Here is a 17,675-nt window from a genome sequence, read left to right as displayed (position 1 = left end):
GGCCGCGCGGGCATGACCTCCCAGGTAATCGATCTTCCGCCGCGGGCCCGGCACCGTAGAGGTCATCGGGGCGACGAACCCGAAGAACCAGATGGGAGTCATGACATGAGCGATGTGCAGCAGCGGGTCGAGCGCTACCTGGCCGTGTGGAACGAGACCGACCCGGCCGCCCGGCGCGCCGCGATCGACGAGCTGTGGACGGAGAGCCCCGTCTACGTGGACCCGCTCGGCGTGGCGGAGGGGCGCGACGCGATCGACGCGTTCGTCGGAGCCGCCCAGCAGCAGTTCCCCGGCCTGGTGTTCCGTGCGGCGGGGACGGTGGACGCCCACCACAACGTGGCCCGTTTCACCTGGGAGCTCGGTCCGGAGGGCGGCGAGGCGATCGTGGTCGGCTTCGACGTGGCGACGTTCGACGACGAGGGCCGCTTCGACCGGGTCACCGGGTTCCTCGACAAGGTTCCGGCCTGACCTGGCCTTCCGGTCTGTGTCGGAAGAGGGGCAGCGTGCCGGACGCCCGTGACGTCCGGCACGCAGGCTCAGAGTTGCCGTAGCGCTCCCCCGTCCACGGCCCATTCGGCGCCGGTAACTTGGGCGGCCAGCGGTGACAGCAGGAAAGTGATGACCCGTGCGACGTCCTGGGGTGTGCCAAGGCGTCCGGTGGGGAGCCGCCGTTCGTCCTGGACGAATCGTTGGATCGCCTCCTCCACCGGTAGGCCGTACTGGTCGGCGAGCTGGTCGGCGAACCCTCCGGGCTCGTCCCACAGCCGCGTGCGGGTCGGGCCAGGCGCGACGACGTTGGAGCGGATCCCGCATCGCCCAAACTCCCCCGCCAGCGTCTTGGACACCGACAGGAGCGCCGTCTTGGACGCCGCATAGTCGACCAGTGGCGTATCGGGAAAACGGGCGGCCTCGCTTGAGACGTGCACGATGCTCCCTGCCCCCTGGTCGATGAGCGCGGGCAGCGCGGCACGGGCCATGCGCACGGCGGCGTGCAGGTTCAGCTCGAACGTCGCGTGCCATTGGGCGTCGGTGACGTCGAGGAACCCGATCCGGGATTCGAGGGCGCCCGCGTTGTTGACGAGGCCGTCCAGGCGTCCGTGCCGTTCCAGCGCGACGTCCACGACGTGCTGCGCGGCGTCGGGCCGGGTGAGGTCGGCGGCCACGTCGACGGGGGAGCGGGCCACCCGCACGACCCGGGCCCCCTCGCGGGCCAGGAGGGCGGCGGTCGCCTCGCCGATCCCGGCGGACGCGCCGGTCACGATGTAGACCCTGCCTTCGAGTTCGAGATCCACGGCGGTCCCCTACGAACGGCGCAGGAACGCGCCGGCGAGGGCCGCTCCCGCGAGGACGACGGCGACGTTCACGGCCGTCGCCGTGCGGACGCCGCCGAGGACGGACGCGTTCGCCGTGGCCACCGCGCTCATCACCGGGATGCCGAGGGTGATCGCGACCTGCTGCGTCATCGTGGCGAGCCCGGTCGCGAGGCCCTGCTCGCGGTCCGGCAGCCCGGACGTCGCGATCCCCATGAAGGCGACGATCGCGACGAGGTTCCCGAACCCCCCGACGGCGGTGGCGGCGAGCAGCAGGCCGAGGGCGCCGCGCGACTCCCCGAGGCCCAGCAGCGCGGCGGTGGCGGCGGCCTGCAGCACGAGGCCGGACACGAGCGTCGCCCGGCCGCCGAACCGTCCCATGAGGCGGGGCGCGGCGACACCCCCGGCGAACGTCCCGGCGCCGAGGACGCCGAGCGCCAGCCCGGTCGCCAGCGGCGAGAAGCCCAAGACCTTCTGGAGGTAGAGGGTCATCAGGAACACCAGCGACGTCTCTGTGGCGAACGCGACGAACCCACCCACGTTGCCCCAGGTGACGGTGCGGCGGGTGAGGACGTCCAGCGGCGCGAGCGGGGCCGGAGACCGCCGCTCGACCAGGATGAACGCGGTGAGCAGGACCGCGGCCGCGGCCAGCGCGCCGAGCGCTGCCGGGGAGCCCCAGCCGGCCGACCCGGCGGACGTGATCCCGTAGACGAGGGCGAGGAGGCCGCCGGTCACGGTGACCGCGCCGGGAACGTCCAGCCTCGCCCGGTCCGGGGACCGGCTCTCCGCGACCACGGCGGGCGTGACCGCGAAGATCAGCACCGCGACCGGCACGTTGACGAGGAAGGCCCAGCGCCAGCTCAGCAGGTCGGTCAGCAGGCCGCCGAGGATCGCGCCGACGGTGAACCCGGCCGACATCAGCGCGCCGCTGAGCCCGAGCGCCCGGGTCCGCAGCGGCCCCTCCGGGAAGGACGTGGTGAGCAGCGACAGCGCGGCCGGGGTGGCGATCGCCGTGGCGAGGCCCTGGAGGACGCGCCCGGTGAGCAGCAGCGCCGGTGAGGTGGCCAGCCCGCCGACCAGGGACCCTCCGGCCAGGAGCGCCATGCCCGCGAGCAGCATCCGGCGCCGGCCGGACAGATCGGCCACGCGGCCGAACAGCAGCGTGAATCCGGCGGCGGGGAGGGCGAACGCCGTGGCGATCCACTGGAGTTCGTCCAGCCCGAAGCCCAGTCCTCTGCCGACGACGGGCATCGCCACGTTCAGGATGGAGAAGTCGATGGCGAGCATGAACTGCGCGCCGAGCAGGAGGGTCAGTACCAGCTTGTGCCGTGACGTCATCCGCTCTGGGGGAGCGGACACGGCGGTCGTGAGTGCGGTCATGGCAGAGACCCTCGCTGCGCTGGGCGCGCTTACCCAGTCCCCGCTCGTTCGTACTACTCCCAGTAGCAGGCTCAGGCACTGGGAGGGAGAACCAACCTGGCTCCCTGGCGTGACGGCCATCCGGGACCCGTCTCCTTAGGCTCAGCAGCGTTCAGCCGGATCGACCAGGAGGCTTCAGTGCGTGGCAAAGTTCTCGCCCTCGCCCTAGCAGCGGTCAGCGTGACCGCCCTCAGCGCATGCGACGTGGCATTCGCTTCCACCTACGAGGACGACGCCACGCTGAAGGGCAAGATCACCGCTGTGCGACTGGACCAGATCGGGTCCGGCGGCGTGACGCTGCGCGGCGGGTCGTCCAAGACGACCCTGCACCGCGAGGTCAAGTACCGCGGGGACAAGCCCGACGGGCCCACGCACCAGGTCGAGAACGGCGTCCTCACCCTGCGCGGCTGCGGCTCCCGCTGCTCGGTGAGCTACACGGTCGAACTCCCGGCCGGGGTCCCCGTGTCCGGCAGCACCTCCAACGGCTCCATCACCCTGTCGAAGGTGGGCAAGGTGGATGTGTCCACGAATTCGGGCTCGGTCCGCCTGGACGGGGCCGCGGGGCCGATCAAGGTCAGGACCGACAACGGCGAGATCCGGGGGAGCGGTCTCAAGGGCGGTGTCGACGCCGAGACGTCCAACGGCGACGTCACCCTCACGCCCGGTGCGCCCCAGGACGTCCGCGCGAAGACGGACAACGGCGAGGTCACGGTCACCATGCCCGCGGGGCGCTACCGCGTGAGCACGCACACCGGCGACGGAGACCGGCGGCTCGGCATTCCGAACGACCCGTCCGCCGAGTACCGGCTCGACGTCAGCACCAGCAACGGTGACATCACCACCAGGACCGCCTGACCCGTCGGTCCTCGCGCGAGGCGGCCCCGGATAGCCTCGGCCGCATGGCGCGCAACGGCGAACTCGGCGAGTTCCTCAAGTCGCGGAGGGCGCGGCTCCGTCCCGACGACGCCGGCCTGCCCTCCTACGGGACGCGGCGGCGCGTCCCCGGCCTGCGGCGCGAGGAGCTGGCGCAGCTCGCCGGGGTCAGCGTCGCGTACTACATCAGGCTGGAGCAGGGCACGGCCGACGGCGTGTCCACCGAGGTCCTGGACGCGATCTCGCGGGCGCTGCGGCTGGACGGCGACGAGCACGCCCACCTGCACCGGCTCGCCCACCCGCCGCGCCGCGCGCCCCTCACCGCGCCTCCGCGCCTGCGGGCCCCGCTGCAGCACCTGCTCGACGCGTTCACGCACGCGCCCGCCTACGTCGTCGGGCACTACACGAACGTGGTCGCGTGGAACCGGCTCACCGCCGCCGTGTTCGTCGACCTGGCGAACGTCCCGCCGGACGAGCGGACCTGGTCGCACCAGATCCACCTGAACCCCGACTACAAGGCCCGGCTGGGCGGCAACTGGCCGGCGGTGGCCCGCCGCAACGCGGCCTACCTGCGCTTCCGCTCCGGCCAGGACCCGGACGACCCGCACCTGCGCGCGGTCATCGACTGCCTGCGGGAGCGGAGCCCGGAGTTCGGCCGCCTGTGGTCGGCGCACCACGTCACGGACCTGACGAACGGCGAGGCCCGCATCGACCATCCCGAGGTGGGACGGCTCGTCCTGCCGTTCGAGACCCTGCACCTGCCCGGCGACCCCGACCTCAGCCGCCTCATGCTCTACGCGGCCGAACCGGGCTCGCCGTCAGAGGCGGCGCTGCACAGGCTGGCCGAGACGTCCGCGCACCTCTCCAGCGCCGACCTCGCCTGAGGGCGGGCCGGCGGCCGCCTCACTCGGCGGCCATGCGGAAGTGGGCGTCGCGGTCGGCGGTGGCGAGGGCGGTGTTGACCAGGGCGATCACCGCGAAGGCGACGGCCGCCGCGGTGTGGCCGACGCCGTGGAAGGCGAGCGCGCCGGCGCCGAACACGGCGGCCTTCACCAGCAGCACGAGCGGCAGCGGGATCTTGAAGCGGGCCCGTGGCGCGGCGAACATGCCCCACAGGACGATCGCGGCCGCGGGCGCACCGAGCCCGAGGACGATGTTGACCAGAACGTTCCCGCCGGTCGTGAAGCCCCACCAGGCGAGCGCGGCGATGGCGGCGAGTTCCAGCAGGAAGGCGAGGCCTTCGTTGGCGGCATGCAAGGCCCCAGGTAGACGCACGCCGATACGGTACTCCTGTGGACGAGATCTCCTGGCAGGAGGGCGGCCGGGACCATCGCGTCCGCTGGCGGTCGGAGAGCGGCGCCCCGCCGCCCCGGCGCATCGTGGTCGCCGACGACGAGACGCGCGCGGACGACGCCTATCGCCTGGCGTGCGAAGGCACCGCGCTTCTGTGGCGCGGTGACTTCCAGAACGCGCGGCAGCTTCTCAAGGCCATGGCACGCCGGATCGACCGTCCCCCACGGCGGCGCAAGAACAAGCCCGAACCGGACCGCGCGCAGGCGTTCCACCTGTACCGGCAGGCACGCGCCCAGCGCGCGCGGACGCTCGGCATGCTGCTCATACCGTTCGACCCCGGTCACGTGATTCCGCTACGGCGGGCCCCGGACGTCCAGGACGCCTGCACGGAGGCCTACGGGCCGGACGACCAGCCCTACATCACCTCACTGCGAGAACTGCTCGGCCTGATCGGCGCCCACGAATGGCGCGAGAAGGGCGTCTCGATCCCGGCGCTTGGCGGCGACCGTATACACCCCCACTACGGCGTCTTCTCGCCGATCAGAGGCGAGTACGTAGACCTGGTGGGCGAGGCACCGCTTCCGCCGACGAAAACGGCTTTCGACATAGGAACCGGTACGGGCGTCCTGGCAGCGGTACTGGCACGTCGTGGCATTGAGCACGTCGTCGCCACTGACCAGGACCCGCGCGCGCTGGCCTGCGCCCAGGAGAACGTTGAGCGTCTAGGTGTGAACGTCGAGGTCGTGCAAGCCGACCTCTTCCCGGACGGACGCGCCGGTCTGGCCGTTTGCAACCCTCCCTGGGTTCCGGGCAAGCCCAGCACCCCCCTGGAGCACGCCGTCTACGATCCGGGCAGCCGGATGCTGCGCGGCTTCCTGTCCGGGCTCGCCGACCACCTCGAACCGGGCGGGGAAGGCTGGCTGATCCTTTCCGACCTGGCCGAGCACCTGGGCCTCCGCACGCGGGACGAGCTCCTGGAGATGATCGCCTCGTCCGGCCTGCGGGTCGCGGGCAGGCTCGACACCGCGCCGCGCCACCCGCGCGCCGCCGATCCCGACGACCCCCTCCACGCGGCCCGCGCCGCCGAGACCACGTCCCTGTGGCGGCTCACCGCCGGGTGACGCCGGTCAGCGGTGGCTGCGGTGCGCGGTCTCCGGGCCGATGACGCGCAGCAGGTCGAGGGACTCGATGCTGCCGGTGCCGGGCGGCGGTGTGAACACGAAGAGCCGCTGGTCCTCGGCCGGGGTCAGCAGCGCCTCGGTGTCGAACTCGATGAAGCCGACCTCCGGGTGCACGACCTTCAGCCGGCTGGTGCGCTCGACGGCGACCTCGTGCCGTTCTCAGACCCGGGTGAACTCGTCGCTGGCCGCGTGCAGCCGTTCGACCAGGGCGGACGCGGCCGCGTCGTTGCCCCGCCGCGCGACGGCCGCCCGCAGCTGGGCGACGTGCCGGCGGCCGTGCGGCTCATGCTCCTCCTCCGGGTACGCCTCCCGGACGAACGGGTCGGTGAACCACCGCCAAACGATGTTCCGGTTGGGCTCCTCCACCGTGCAGACGCATCCGAAAAGGGCCTCGGCCAGCGCGTTCTGCGCCAGCAGGTCCCCGAGGTCGCCGATGATCTGCGCCGGCGTCTCGTGCAGCCGGTCCAGCAGGTACAGCATGCTCGGCCGGACGTACTCGCCCGCGAACGGCCCGGCGGGCGGGCGGTGCCCGGCGAGGACGTACAGGTGGTCGCGCTCGTCGATCGTGAGCCGCAGCGCGCGGGCGAGCGCGCCGAGCAGCTGCGTGGACGGCTGCGGGCTGCGGGCCTGCTCAAGACGCATGTAGTAGTCCGCCGACATGCCGGCGAGCTGCGACACCTCCTCGCGGCGCAGCCCCGGGGTGCGGCGCCGGGGGCCCGCCGCCAGCCCGACCTCCTGCGGGCGCAGCCGCTCGCGGGAGCGGCGGAGGAAGTCGGCGAGCTCCTTGCGGTCCATCTCCATGCCCCCATGATTCCGCTCCGTCCGGAATGCCCGTAGAGCTGAGACTGGGACCGGTTGTCCTAGCCAGAACCGTCCGATTCTCATCGCGGCCCGGCCTTGCGAGCGTTGACGGCGTCCAGCGACACCACTGAGAAGGACGACCGCCATGCTGAAGGTCACAGTTGGAAACGCCACCGTCCCCTACCGCGTCGAGGGCTCCGGGCCCGCGCTCGTCCTCGTGCACGGCGTCGGGCCCGGCTCGGCCATGTGGGACCAGATACTCGACCGGTTCACCGATCACCGCACCGTCGTCCTGCCCGACCTCTCCGGCAGCGACCCCGCCCGCGACGACGGCTCCCCGCTCACCATCGAGGGGCTCGGCGCGCAGGTCAACGCCGTGATCGAGGAGGCCGACACGGGCCCCGCCGACGTGGTCGGGTTCTCGCTCGGCGCCCCGACCGCCGTCGCGGCCGCGGCGCTGCGACCGGACCTCGTCCGGCGGCTGGCGCCCGTCGCGGGCCTGTCCCACGCGGGCGACGAGTACGTCCGGCAGCACATGGTCCTCTGGTCGAGCCTCGCCGACAGCCCCGAGAGTTTCGGACGGTTCGCGACGCTCACCGCGTTCAGCCGCGCGTTCCTCAACCGGATCGGGCACGACGCGGTCGAGCAGCAGCACGCGTTCATGGAGCTGAACGACGACCGGCTTCGGCAGATCGACCTGGTCGCGCGGCTCGACATCCGGCCGCTGCTGCCCCGGGTCGCGGCGCCCACCCTGGTCATCGGGGCGACCCGCGACCAGACGATCCCCGTCGAGAACCACCGGGAGCTGTCCGCGGGCATCAGCGGCAGCGAGTACGCCGAGCTCGACACCGGCCACGTGGCGATGGCCGAGCGGCCCGACGAGTTCGTCAAGCTCGTCCGGGACTTCCTCGACCGTCCCTGACCGCCGCGCGCGCCGGGCACCATGGAGAACATGCGTCCCATCGATCAGCAGACCATCCTCATCACGGGCGCGACCGACGGGCTCGGTCGCGCCCTGGCCGCCGAACTGGCCGCCGAGGGCGCCACGATCCTCGTCCACGGACGGGACGACCGGCGCGGCGAGGCGACCCTCCAGGAGATCGGCGGCAAGGCCTCCTGGTACCGCGCCGACCTGTCCTCGCTCGCCGAGACCCGCGCGCTCGCCGAGGCCGTCCGCGCCGACCACCCGCGCCTGGACGTCCTGGTCAACAACGCGGGCATCGGCGTCGACGGCCCCCGGCGGGAGAGCGCGGACGGCCACGAGCTGACGTTCCAGGTGAACTACCTGTCCGGCTACCTGCTCACCCGGCTCCTGCTGCCCACCCTGACCGCCTCCGCGCCCGCCCGGATCGTCAACGTCAGCAGCCTCGGCCAGCAGGCCATCGACTTCGACGACGTGATGATCACTCGCGGGTACAGCGGGACGCGGGCGTACTGCCAGAGCAAGCTCGCCCAGATCCTGTTCACGCTCGACCTCGCCGCCGAGCTGGCCGGGACGGGCGTCACCGCGAACGCCCTGCACCCGGCCACCTACATGCCGACCAAGATGGTGTCGTCGCCGATCAGCACTCTGGAGGAGGGCGTCCGCGCGACCCACCGCCTCGTCACCGACCCCGCCCTGGACGCCGTGTCCGGCCGCTTCTTCGACGGGCTCCAGGAGGCCCGCGCGAACGCCCAGGCCTACGACTCCGACGCCCGCGCCCGCCTGAAGGCCCTCTCCGACGAGCTCACGTCTCCCTGATCCGGCGGTCTCAGACGTTCGCGGCCTCCCAGATCGGACGGACCTCGACCCGCCTGATGCGCCATCCGTCCGCCGTCCGGGCGGCGCGCAACTCGTAGCGCTCGCCCAGCAGGCGCAGGCCCTCGTCCCGAGCGAAGACCACCAGCAGGTTCGCGCCGATCGCGGCCTGGTCGCCGTCCACGTCGATCAGGGGGTTGGTGATGAAGTGCTGCGTCGGCACCGTGTGGTTCCGGCGCGCCTGCGCGACGACGGCTTCGAGCCCCTTCGCGACGCCGCCCAGCGTGCGGGCCTCGACGTCCTCGGTGAACACGGTCCGCCCGTCGCCGGGGCTCTTGTCGTCCAGCCACGCTCCCAGTCGGCTGACGAGGGCGGCGAGCTCGGCACGGTCGTCCATGATTCTCCATTCATTGGCTATGCCAACATTGGCAATGCCAACACTAGATGATCGTTGGCCCCACCAACAAGCCCCTACACTGTCCGCATGACGACGTCCGACGACCGGACGCCCACGCGGCTCCGGCACACCCCGAGCTGGCTGATCAACCTGGCGTCCGCGCACAGCCACCGCCTGCTCGCCGAGGGATTCGCCGCAGCCGGCGCCCGCGGCTACCACTACCGGCTGCTCGCCGCCCTCGACGAGTACGGCCCGTCCAGCCAGGCCGACCTCGGCCGCCGCTCGGGCATCGACCGCAGCGACGTGGTCGCCGCCCTGAACGAGCTGGCCGCCAAGAACCTCGTCGACCGCTCCCCCGACCCGTCCGACCGGCGACGCAACGTCATCACGCTCACCCCCGAGGGCTCCCGCCACCTGGTGGAACTCGACGAGGTCCTCGGCCGCATCCAGGACGACCTGCTCGCCCCCCTGGCGCCGGACGAGCGCGCCCGCCTCACCGACCTGCTGCTCCGCGTCGTCGACCACCATGCGGAGAACCGCCGCCCCGGTTAATCGCTGGTGGTCGTCGGGCCGGCCCGCCTAAGGTGATCGCCCCCGACCGAGGAGCCGCCCATGCCCCCCGCCGTCCGCTTCGCCGAACTGCCGCCCGCCGCGATGAAGGCCCTGCTGGAGGACGACCTGGAGGGCGCCGGCGCGGTCGCCGGGGTCCCCCTCACCGACTACTTCACCACCGGCGACGCGAAGTTCCTGTGGCGCTTCCGCCTCGCCCAACTCGACCGCGACCCGTCCCACGCCCCCTGGATCGTCCGGGCCGCCGTCGCCGAGCCGGAGGGCGTGGTCGTCGGCCACGCGGGCTTCCACGGCGCCCCGGACGAGAACGGGACCGTCGAGATCGCCTACTCCGTCGACCCCGCCCACCGCCGCAAGGGCTACGCCCGCGCGATGCTCGCCGCCCTCCTCGAACGCGCCGCCGCCGAACCGTCCGTCACCACCGTCCGCGCCACGATCAGCCCCGACAACGAAGCGTCCCTGGCCACCATCGCCGGCCAAGGCTTCACCCACGTAGGCGAACAATGGGACGAAGAAGACGGCCGAGAACTCATCTACGAACGCCCCGCCCGCTGAAGCCGGGATCAGCCGCCCCAGACGAGGTCGACCGCGACGACAACGAGCAGTTCGTCCCAGATCAGGTACTCGACGAGCCCCACGCCACCGAAGACGGCCTGCCTGATCCGCGGGTCCGGCGTCGGTTCGCTGGTGGTCGGGTCGTCACCTGCTCTCCTCCAACAAGGCCGCGGCACGGCGTGCCGCCTTCGGGTCCGCGACGGTGAGCACGGCGAGCTGTGCGTCGGCGACCGAGCCGAGGCCGGTCACGGGGGGACCGGCCTCGGGTGGGATGAACGTGGGATCCGCTGGTTCCGGTTGGCTACCGGATGTCGAGGGCGCGGGTGAGGGTGCGGAACAGGTCGGTCTGGTCGGTCACGCCGAGGACGCCGGCGGCCTGCGGGCCCTTCGCGGCGATCCGGACCTGCGTGCCGGTGTGCTCCTGGGACTGCCCCGGGGTGTTGGTCGCGTAGTTCATCTTCATGGAGGCGCCCTCGATCTGTAGGAAGAAGCCCTTGCGGCTGTGCCTGGTCTGCGCGTCCAGCAGACCGATGGCCCTGGACGCCATGGTCGACAGGTGCGGGCCGCCGAAGGAGCCGTTCGGCGTGCACCTGGCCGGGTCGGTGCCGCCGACCTTGGCCGCCGGACCGGTCCACTCCTGCGGCATGTTGCCGTCGGCGAACAGCCCCAGCAGCCTGCCGCCGGGCTTGGCCGCGTTCAGCCCGGCCTCGTCGGTGACGAACAGGCACAAGGCACCAGGCCCAGATGAGGCCGAGGCCTCGCCGATCACGACGGGCGACTGAACAGGCGGCGAACGGTGGTGCGTCCCGGTCGCCGGCCCCGAGCCGCGCGCATCGGGGCCGGCGTCGTCCGCTACAGGGACGGACGCGTCACGTTCACCGGCGTCCCGTAGTCGGAGAACTCGGTGACGGAGGTGAAGCGGACGGGGTCCCGGTCGGCGATCTCCGGGGTCGCGGTCGTGATGACGGTGGTCTGCACGATCTTCTGGATCTTGCGCGTCGCGATCCCGATCGTCACCGTGCCCGTGATCCGCGTCCCGGCGGGCGACCCCTCGGCGGGACGGGCCGCGTGGGAGAACGCGTAGGTCTGCACCGCCGTCGCTCCGCTGCCGGACCGGCCCTGGGGCGTCAGCGTCCCGAACGTGGCCAGCATCCGCAGCATCCGCCCGGGATCGGCGGTCAGCTCCTGCGGGCCGGTGGTGCCGCGCGTCAGCCCGTTCAGCCCGTGGTCGAGCTTGCGCCATGTCTTGCCGCGCAGCACATAGCGGTCGTCGCCGATGAAACGCTGTTCCATCGGCACCGATCCGGGGCCGCGCAGGTAGCCGCGCCGGTGGGGGGCGTCGAAGGCGCCCTGATAGGTCTCCACCGTTTCGCGGCGCCCGCGCGAGCTCAGCGTCCAGGTCAGTTTCACGTGGAACGTCGTGCCCGCCGTCGCCTCGGTGGCCGCGGCCAGGGTGACGTCGCCGCCGCGTCCGGGGGTGATTACTCGATCACCGTGGCCGCCGCCGGAGACGAGGTTCCCGCCGAGGGTGGCGGCGGCCGCGACCAGCGCGATCGCGCCGGTGCCGAGGGCGCCGGCGGCCGTGCGGCGCCTGCGCCTGGCGCGCCGGCCGCGGTGCACCATGGCCTCGATCGGCGCGCTGGGGATCGGGTGCCCCCCGGCCGCCGACCGCAGCATCCGGGTCAGCTGCTCATCGCTCATCGTGTGATCTCCTCGGTCTGCGGAAGGGCGAGCGTCGAACGGAGCCGTTTCATCGCCCGGGAGTGCTGGCTCTTGACGGTGCCGACGGAACATCCGAGAAGGCCGGCGGTCGCCGCCTCCGTCATGTCGGCGTAGTGCCGCAGCACGACGACGGCGCGCTGCTGGCGGGGCAGGGCGAGCAGTGCCCGGCGCAGCTCGTCGTCCGGTTCCCGCGGGGAGTCGGAGCGCGCGTCGAGGCGTTCGGGGGCCTCGGTCAGCAACTCGCGCCGCCTGCGCCGCCACCAGCTGACGTTGCCGTTGACCAGCATCCGTTTGAGGTAGGCGTCCGGATCGCCGTCGGCCACCCGACGCCACCGCACGTACAGCTTCACCAGGCAGTCCTGGAGGAGCTCTTCGGCGCGGTGGGGGTCGCCGGTCAGCAGCGTGGCCAGGCCGTAGTGGCGTTTCCACGCCGCGGCCGCGAACGTGGCGTACGCGGCTTCCTGCGTCGGTTCACTCACGCCCATTGAACGCCGCAGCGAGCCCGGATGGTTGGCAGGAAAGACCCGGCAAATGGCGGATGGTCTGTCTGCGCGGGTCAGGGGCCGGTGCGGGGGCTCCAGCGCGGTCCCGCGTGCTTGACGAGGGCCGCGATGAGGGCGGCGTGCTGCTGCTCGTTCATGGGGCCGAGAACGCAGATGGACCGGACAGCCGCGCCACCAACGCCGCGATGGTCGCGCACGCCGCGGCCTACCCGGCCGCCGCCAAGGACGCCGACGAGTTCACCGCGCGCCTGATGCGCCTGCAGCCCCCCTGACCGCGCCCCGGCCGGTGCACAGGACCCGGCGAGCGCCCCGGCCCGCACGGCGGCTCACAGCCCCTCGACGTCGAGGTGTTCGACGAGCGCGCCGAGTTTCTCGCCGAGCACGAGGAGCTCCTGGCCGCCGCCGAGCTGGTCATCAACACCCAGCGCGCCACGGCGCCCATGCTGTCGCGCAAGCTGCGCATCCCGGCCGCCGACGCCTCGCGGCTCATCGAGGCGCTGGAGCGCAAGGACGCCATCGGCACCGCCGGCGACGACGGCGCGCACCCGGTCCTCGTGCCCGCCGAGGGCGCCGCGGCCGTGCTCGACCAGCTCCGCCGGAACGGCGACCCGGTCACGGCCGCGCTGCGCACCGACGCCCCCGACCCGACCGTCACCGCCGGCGCCGCCGACGTCGCCCAGGAGCCCACGCAAGAGGAGGCCGAGGGCCTGGAGACCGACGAGGACACCGCCGCGCCGACGGACCCGACCGCCGCCCGCAGCCTGGCGGCCGACTGGCTCCGGCACCGCCGCGCCACCGGCAACAAGCCCTTCAGCTCTGGCCTGAGGTGATGTCGGGGTGCAGGGCCTGCTGCGGGGGCCGGAACCCCGAGTTGGTCGGCAGTTGCCGAATCCTCACGGCGGCCTACAGTCCTTAGTGCGGCAGGGCCGCAGAAGGTAAGTCACGGAACCAAACGGAGGTTGTTCCCATGAAGAATGTTTGTCAGCACTGCAGCGGCGGCGGTTGTGGCGTCTGCGCTGGAACGGGCCAGTAGGTCCAGTGTTACCGGAGTTGAGGCGACCCTAGGGTCGCCTGCGGTGTTCACCATGGACACTGGATGAGCTAGTTGCTGGCCTTCACCCTCGCTGGGGGTGAGGGCCAGTCTTCCCGGAACCCCGTACGGGCGATTCCAGGGAGTCGACGTGGCTCGCCGCACCCCATAGGACCGGGCGCATGAAGGCGAAAACCTCCTCGCCCTCGGCCGCGACCCTCGTCCTGATCATTGTCACGCGGCTTCCGCGTCATGCAGACGATTATGTTCCTTTGATCGGGCGGCACGCTCGCCGTCTATGGGGGCTAGGACGCTGCCAGGTAAGGGCGCACATCTGCTTCGCATTACGTCACCGTGCGTTCTCTTCGTCGGGCAAGAGGCGGCGGTGGGCCATGGCGAGGAAGGCGCGGCCGGCTGGGCTGGCGTGATGGGGACGGGCGGCGAGCACGATCCGGCGTTCCAGCGACGGACGTGCCAGCGGGACCCGGGCGAGCGCGGGCGGCCCCTGGAGCGCGGATTCGGGGAGGACGGCGACGCCGATCCGCTGGAGGACGAGCTGCCGGACGAGGGTGAGGTCGCGGGTCTCGGCGACGACGTTCGGGACGAAGCCGAAGCGGGCGCAGGCGGCCTCGATGTTGGTGCGGAGCTTGCTCGTGCGGGGCGCGGTGACGAGGGGTTCGTCCCGCAGGTCGTCGAGGGTGAGCGAGTCCCGCGAGGCGAGGGGGTGGTCGGGATGCAGGGCGACCACGACGTCCTCCCGGGCGATCACGTGCGGGGTCATCTCGGCGGCGAGCGGGGTGTCGGCCGGGCCCTGGCCGACGATGGCGGCGTCGAGCTCCCCGGTGGCCAGGGCGGCGATCAGGCCGTCGGTCTCGTCCTCGCGCAGGGTGAGGCGGATCCGCGGATGGCGGCGGTGAAAAGCGCCCAGCAGTGCGAGCACCCGCTGGTCGGGCAGCGGCTGGACCAGACCGACCGCGAGGCTCCCGGTGAGCAGCCCGGACAGCGCGGCGATCGACTCCTTCGCGTTGGCGGCCTCGGCGAGCATGGCGCGGGCATGGGGCAGCAGCGCCTCCCCCGCGGCCGTCAGGGCGACGGAGCGCCGATCGCGCCGGAACAGAGGCTCGCCGACCTCGGCCTCCAGGCGGCGGATCTGCTGGCTGACCGCCGGCTGCGCCACCTGGACGCGCTCGGCCGCGCGGGTGAAGTGGCGTTCCTCGGCGACGGCGACGAAGTATCCGAGCTGCCGGAGTTCCATAAACAAACGCTATTACGAAGAGCGCAAACCTGTCTTGGACTTATCATGCTGGGCCAGCTTAGCGTCGGACCGTCGAACCGAACGGAACGCGGGAGGCCTGACCATGGGCAAGCTGGTGGTGCCGGAGTTCATGACCCTGAACGGCGTGATCGAGGCGCCGGAGACGAGCGGCGACATCCTGGTCAACGGCGGCGGGCAGCGGTGAGCGCCCCGATGCGGGTCAGGCTCGCGATGACCCTCATGGCGTGGCTGGCGGCGTTCGCCGTAGTGATGGCGCTGCTGGCGGTCTTCGGCGACCTGCTCGCCGCGCTGCCGATGGCCGCCCGCGCGGCGGTCATCAGCGGGGTGCTCGTCACGGTCATGGTGAACGTGGTCATGCCGCGGCTCTCCACCGTGATCATCCGATGGGCCGGCGCCCCGCGCCCGGGACCGGCCCCAACGGGCACGGCGACCGGGCACGCCGACCAGGACACCGTCCATTCGTGAGCTCCGGAGGCGACCAGGGCGGCGGCCTCGGGCCCCACGGGCCGGGCCGCCGCCCGCCGGTGTCGGGAGGCGGTCAGGAGCCGAGGAGCTCGCGCTCGATCTGCTCGAACTGCGCGCCCATCGCCTCGGCCAGCGCGGTGGCCCCCGACAGCGGGCGCACCATGACCGTCAGCTCGTCGATCAGGCCGTCCTCGTCGACGTGGAGGAAGTCGCATCCGTGCACCTCGCGGCCGTTCACGGTCGCCTGGAAGACGAGCGCGTGGTCGCGGCCGTCCGCGCCGACGATCTCCCGCACGTAGCGGATGTCCTCGAACACCCGCGCCGCGGCCCGCACGATCGCCGCCGTGATCGCCTTGCCGTGGTACGGCTTGAAGACGACCGGGCTGGTGAACACCGCGTCGTCGGCCAGCAGCCCCGCGATCGCCGCCGTGTCCCCGGCCTCCACCGCCCGCCTGAACGGATGCATGCCACACCCCCGAGATATCCAACTTGTTGAATAGGTGCAAATTACACTAGCCGGGAGGTCGGAGGCCGTCCACCGGGCGGCGGCGTGGCGACGATCACGGGCCGCTACGCTCGGAACCATGTCGTTGCGGAACGCGGTCCTGGCGACCCTTCTGGAGGGCGAGGCGTCCGGGTACGACCTGTCCAAAAGCTTCGACGCCGGCGTGGCCAACTTCTGGATGGCCACACCCCAGCAGCTCTACCGGGAGCTGGACAAGATGGCCGCCGACGGGCTGATCCAGGCGCGCGTCGTCCAGCAGGAGCGCCGTCCCAACAAGCGCCTGTTCTCCCTCACCGAGGCGGGCCGCCGCGCCCTGCACGAGTTCACCGCCCGGCCCCCGCGCCCCGGCGCGATGCGCGAGGAACTGATGGTGCAGGTCCAGGCGGTGGACGCGGGGGACGTCGAGGCCGTGATGGCCGCCCTCCGGGAGCGCCGGGCCTGGGCCGAATCCAAGATCGCCCGGTTCGAGCGGCTCCAGGCCCGCTTCCTGAACGGCCGCACCGAAGAGGACTACCTGGCCACCGCCGACCGGATCGGCCCCTACCTCACCCTCAGGCGCGGCCTCGCGTTCGAGCGCGAGAACCTCCGCTGGTGCGAGGAGACCCTGACCATCCTCGACCGCCGCACCGCCGGCCACCCCCTGAAGGGCTGACCGCCTCTTCGGCGGCGGCACGGCGTCCCGCCCGTCTCAGGCGGGAAGGGGCTCTGCACAGGCGAACGCCGGCGGGCTCCCGCCGTCCGTCCGCTCAGCGGCGTCGATGTACCCGGCGAGGGCGTCGCGGGACCGGGCGAGCCTCTCCATCTGATCGTCCAGCCGCCGCAGCCGTGTCCGCATCGCGGCCAGCAGCTCGGGACATCCGAGCAGGTCCGGGGCCTCCCCGGCCGCGCAGGGCAGCAGGTACGCGATGTCCTCGGAGGACAGACCGGCGCCGAGCAGGTGCCTGATCTGCCTCACCCGCACGACCGCCGCGTCGCCGTACTCGCGGTAACCGTTCGCGCCGCGATCCGCCTCCAGCAGGCCCTGCGCCTCGTAATAGCGCAGCTGATGGGCCTTGACGCCCGTTCGACGGCTCAACTCCCCGATCCGCATCGCATCCCCACTTGACCTTCACACCGGTATCAACGTTAACGATGCTGCCATGGACGACAACAGCGACATCCCCGTAACGGTCCTCGGACTCGGCCTGATGGGCCAGGCACTGGCCGGCGCGTTCCTGAAGGCCGGACATCCCGTGACCGTATGGAACCGCACGGCATCCAAGGCCGACCCGCTGGTGGCCGCGGGCGCGCGGCCGGCGCCGACGGCCGGCGACGCGCTCAGGAGCGGTCCGCTGGCGATCATCTGCCTCACCGACTACCCGGCCGTGCGGGAGGTGCTCGACGCGAGCGAGCCGGACGGCACGACGCTGGTCAACCTCACCTCCGGCAGCTCGGCGCAGGCACGGGAAGCCGCCCGGTGGGCCGAGCGGCGCGGCGCCCGCTACCTGGACGGCGCCATCATGGCCGTCCCGCCGGCGATCGGCACCGCCGAGGCGGTGATCCTGCACAGCGGGCCGCGACGGGACTTCGAGGAGCACGAGTCGACGCTCGGCGCGCTCGGCACCATCACCCACCTCGGCGAGGACCCCGGACTCGCGTCCCTCTACGACGTGGCGGGCCTGGCCATGATGTGGAGCATCCTGAACGCCTGGCTCCAGGGCACCGCCCTGCTCGGGACGGCCGGTGTCGACGCCGCGACCTATGCGCCGTTCGCGCAGCAGATCGCCGGCGTGGTGGGCGGATGGCTGCCGGGATACGCCGAGCAGATCGACCGCGGCTCCTACCCGGCCGAGGTCTCGGCCCTGGAGACCGACGCGCGGGCGATGGCGCACCTCGTCGAGGAGAGCGAGGCGGCGGGCGTCGACGCCGCGCTGCCGAAGCTGTTCAAGGCGATGGCCGACCGCGCGATCGCCGCCGGGCACGGAGCGGAGCAGTACCCGGTCCTGATCGACGAGTTCCGCAACCCCGCCACCCCGGAATGACCGCGTCGCGAGAGCG

24 protein-coding genes and 1 pseudogene are annotated in these 17,675 nt (G+C 72.3%); 13 read left to right on the top strand and 12 right to left on the bottom strand.

Translation table 11 applies throughout. The features are described from left to right. Window positions 1-105 precede the first annotated feature (105 nt). Complete coding sequence (locus ABWI04_RS25225; RefSeq protein WP_185029635.1) at window positions 106-468, top strand: nuclear transport factor 2 family protein; 363 nt, start codon at window positions 106-108, stop codon at window positions 466-468. Window positions 469-536: 68 nt separating this feature from the next. On the opposite strand, the gene ABWI04_RS25220 is transcribed toward ABWI04_RS25225, so the two are convergent. Together ABWI04_RS25220 and ABWI04_RS25215 are read right to left on the bottom strand one after the other, a co-directional pair. Further along, entirely contained in the window at window positions 537-1,292 is a 756-nt protein-coding gene (locus ABWI04_RS25220; RefSeq protein ID WP_345178771.1) for an SDR family NAD(P)-dependent oxidoreductase, read from the bottom strand. A gap of 9 nt (window positions 1,293-1,301) precedes the next feature. Next, the gene (locus ABWI04_RS25215) at window positions 1,302-2,690 is read right to left on the bottom strand and encodes an MFS transporter (RefSeq protein WP_345178769.1); all 1,389 of its coding nucleotides are present in this window, start codon (window positions 2,688-2,690) and stop codon (window positions 1,302-1,304) included. A gap of 243 nt (window positions 2,691-2,933) precedes the next feature. On the opposite strand from ABWI04_RS25215, the gene ABWI04_RS25210 reads away from it, so the two are divergent. Then, window positions 2,934-3,584 (top strand): DUF4097 family beta strand repeat-containing protein, encoded by a 651-nt coding sequence (locus tag ABWI04_RS25210; protein WP_345178767.1) that lies wholly within the window; start codon window positions 2,934-2,936, stop codon window positions 3,582-3,584. Window positions 3,585-3,628: 44 nt separating this feature from the next. Beyond that, window positions 3,629-4,486, top strand: coding sequence for a helix-turn-helix domain-containing protein (locus tag ABWI04_RS25205; protein ID WP_353833984.1), 858 nt, complete (start codon window positions 3,629-3,631; stop codon window positions 4,484-4,486). 19 nt (window positions 4,487-4,505) lie between these two features. Here the strand turns inward: ABWI04_RS25205 and ABWI04_RS25200 are convergent, their stop codons facing one another. Beyond that, window positions 4,506-4,877 carry a YrdB family protein gene (locus tag ABWI04_RS25200; protein ID WP_353833983.1) on the bottom strand — a complete coding sequence of 124 codons (372 nt, stop codon included), beginning with the start codon at window positions 4,875-4,877 and terminating at the stop codon, window positions 4,506-4,508. A gap of 17 nt (window positions 4,878-4,894) precedes the next feature. Between ABWI04_RS25200 and ABWI04_RS25195 the strand changes: the two genes are divergently transcribed. Further along, window positions 4,895-6,016 (top strand): methyltransferase, encoded by a 1,122-nt coding sequence (locus ABWI04_RS25195; protein WP_353833982.1) that lies wholly within the window; start codon window positions 4,895-4,897, stop codon window positions 6,014-6,016. 6 nt (window positions 6,017-6,022) lie between these two features. Here the strand turns inward: ABWI04_RS25195 and ABWI04_RS25190 are convergent. Then, window positions 6,023-6,871, bottom strand: a pseudogene (locus tag ABWI04_RS25190) (helix-turn-helix transcriptional regulator). 151 nt (window positions 6,872-7,022) lie between these two features. Here ABWI04_RS25190 and ABWI04_RS25185 point away from each other — a divergent pair. Together ABWI04_RS25185 and ABWI04_RS25180 are read left to right on the top strand one after the other, a co-directional pair. Next, window positions 7,023-7,799, top strand: a complete 777-nt coding sequence (locus ABWI04_RS25185; RefSeq protein ID WP_353833981.1) for an alpha/beta fold hydrolase — start codon at window positions 7,023-7,025, stop codon at window positions 7,797-7,799. Window positions 7,800-7,829: 30 nt separating this feature from the next. Beyond that, entirely contained in the window at window positions 7,830-8,618 is a 789-nt protein-coding gene (locus ABWI04_RS25180) for an SDR family NAD(P)-dependent oxidoreductase (RefSeq protein WP_345178755.1), read from the top strand. Between the two features lie 10 nt (window positions 8,619-8,628). Here the strand turns inward: ABWI04_RS25180 and ABWI04_RS25175 are convergent, their stop codons facing one another. Next, window positions 8,629-9,012, bottom strand: a complete 384-nt coding sequence (locus ABWI04_RS25175; protein WP_345178753.1) for a nuclear transport factor 2 family protein — start codon at window positions 9,010-9,012, stop codon at window positions 8,629-8,631. Window positions 9,013-9,099: 87 nt separating this feature from the next. Between ABWI04_RS25175 and ABWI04_RS25170 the strand changes: the two genes are divergently transcribed. Beyond that, window positions 9,100-9,564: a MarR family winged helix-turn-helix transcriptional regulator gene (locus ABWI04_RS25170; RefSeq protein WP_353833980.1), complete on the top strand. Its 465-nt coding sequence runs from the start codon at window positions 9,100-9,102 to the stop codon at window positions 9,562-9,564. Window positions 9,565-9,624: 60 nt separating this feature from the next. After that, a complete protein-coding gene (locus tag ABWI04_RS25165; RefSeq protein ID WP_345178750.1) occupies window positions 9,625-10,137 on the top strand; it encodes a GNAT family N-acetyltransferase in 513 nt (170 codons plus the stop codon). 8 nt (window positions 10,138-10,145) lie between these two features. On the opposite strand, the gene ABWI04_RS25160 is transcribed toward ABWI04_RS25165, so the two are convergent. From ABWI04_RS25160 to ABWI04_RS25145, 4 genes are all read right to left on the bottom strand, one after another. Then, the gene (locus ABWI04_RS25160; protein ID WP_353833979.1) at window positions 10,146-10,313 is read right to left on the bottom strand and encodes a hypothetical protein; all 168 of its coding nucleotides are present in this window, start codon (window positions 10,311-10,313) and stop codon (window positions 10,146-10,148) included. Window positions 10,314-10,438: 125 nt separating this feature from the next. Continuing rightward, window positions 10,439-10,867, bottom strand: a complete 429-nt coding sequence (locus ABWI04_RS25155) for an alkaline phosphatase (RefSeq protein ID WP_353833978.1) — start codon at window positions 10,865-10,867, stop codon at window positions 10,439-10,441. 122 nt (window positions 10,868-10,989) lie between these two features. Further along, window positions 10,990-11,838 (bottom strand): hypothetical protein, encoded by an 849-nt coding sequence (locus ABWI04_RS25150; RefSeq protein ID WP_353833977.1) that lies wholly within the window; start codon window positions 11,836-11,838, stop codon window positions 10,990-10,992. Further along, a complete protein-coding gene (locus ABWI04_RS25145) occupies window positions 11,835-12,338 on the bottom strand; it encodes a SigE family RNA polymerase sigma factor (protein WP_345178740.1) in 504 nt (167 codons plus the stop codon). Before ABWI04_RS25145 ends, ABWI04_RS25150 begins: the two co-directional genes overlap by 4 nt. A 143-nt stretch (window positions 12,339-12,481) precedes the next feature. Between ABWI04_RS25145 and ABWI04_RS25140 the strand changes: the two genes are divergently transcribed. Both ABWI04_RS25140 and ABWI04_RS25135 read left to right on the top strand, forming a co-directional pair. Then, entirely contained in the window at window positions 12,482-12,634 is a 153-nt protein-coding gene (locus ABWI04_RS25140; RefSeq protein WP_353833976.1) for a hypothetical protein, read from the top strand. Window positions 12,635-12,709: 75 nt separating this feature from the next. Next, on the top strand, window positions 12,710-13,192 hold the full coding sequence (locus ABWI04_RS25135) for a DNA translocase FtsK (protein WP_353833975.1): 483 nt from the start codon (window positions 12,710-12,712) through the stop codon (window positions 13,190-13,192). A 549-nt stretch (window positions 13,193-13,741) separates the two neighbouring features. Here ABWI04_RS25135 and ABWI04_RS25130 read toward each other — a convergent pair. Continuing rightward, window positions 13,742-14,647 carry a LysR family transcriptional regulator gene (locus ABWI04_RS25130; protein WP_353833974.1) on the bottom strand — a complete coding sequence of 302 codons (906 nt, stop codon included), beginning with the start codon at window positions 14,645-14,647 and terminating at the stop codon, window positions 13,742-13,744. Between the two features lie 213 nt (window positions 14,648-14,860). On the opposite strand from ABWI04_RS25130, the gene ABWI04_RS25125 reads away from it, so the two are divergent. Continuing rightward, entirely contained in the window at window positions 14,861-15,133 is a 273-nt protein-coding gene (locus tag ABWI04_RS25125; RefSeq protein WP_353833973.1) for a hypothetical protein, read from the top strand. Between the two features lie 73 nt (window positions 15,134-15,206). Here ABWI04_RS25125 and ABWI04_RS25120 read toward each other — a convergent pair whose 3' ends face one another. After that, window positions 15,207-15,599, bottom strand: coding sequence for a nuclear transport factor 2 family protein (locus ABWI04_RS25120; protein WP_353833972.1), 393 nt, complete (start codon window positions 15,597-15,599; stop codon window positions 15,207-15,209). 118 nt (window positions 15,600-15,717) lie between these two features. Between ABWI04_RS25120 and ABWI04_RS25115 the strand changes: the two genes are divergently transcribed. Further along, window positions 15,718-16,290: a PadR family transcriptional regulator gene (locus tag ABWI04_RS25115; protein WP_353833971.1), complete on the top strand. Its 573-nt coding sequence runs from the start codon at window positions 15,718-15,720 to the stop codon at window positions 16,288-16,290. Between the two features lie 36 nt (window positions 16,291-16,326). Here ABWI04_RS25115 and ABWI04_RS25110 read toward each other — a convergent pair whose 3' ends face one another. Continuing rightward, complete coding sequence (locus tag ABWI04_RS25110) at window positions 16,327-16,728, bottom strand: MerR family transcriptional regulator (protein WP_353833970.1); 402 nt, start codon at window positions 16,726-16,728, stop codon at window positions 16,327-16,329. A 49-nt stretch (window positions 16,729-16,777) separates the two neighbouring features. Between ABWI04_RS25110 and ABWI04_RS25105 the strand changes: the two genes are divergently transcribed. Next, window positions 16,778-17,659, top strand: coding sequence for an NAD(P)-dependent oxidoreductase (locus ABWI04_RS25105; RefSeq protein WP_353833969.1), 882 nt, complete (start codon window positions 16,778-16,780; stop codon window positions 17,657-17,659). The last annotated feature ends 16 nt before the right edge of the window (window positions 17,660-17,675 follow it).

The sequence above is a fragment of the Actinomadura sp. NPDC000929 genome (assembly GCF_040492065.1).
GTDB classification, from domain to species: domain Bacteria; phylum Actinomycetota; class Actinomycetes; order Streptosporangiales; family Streptosporangiaceae; genus Spirillospora; species Spirillospora verrucosospora.
This window is presented reverse-complemented; position numbering and strand designations above follow the sequence as displayed.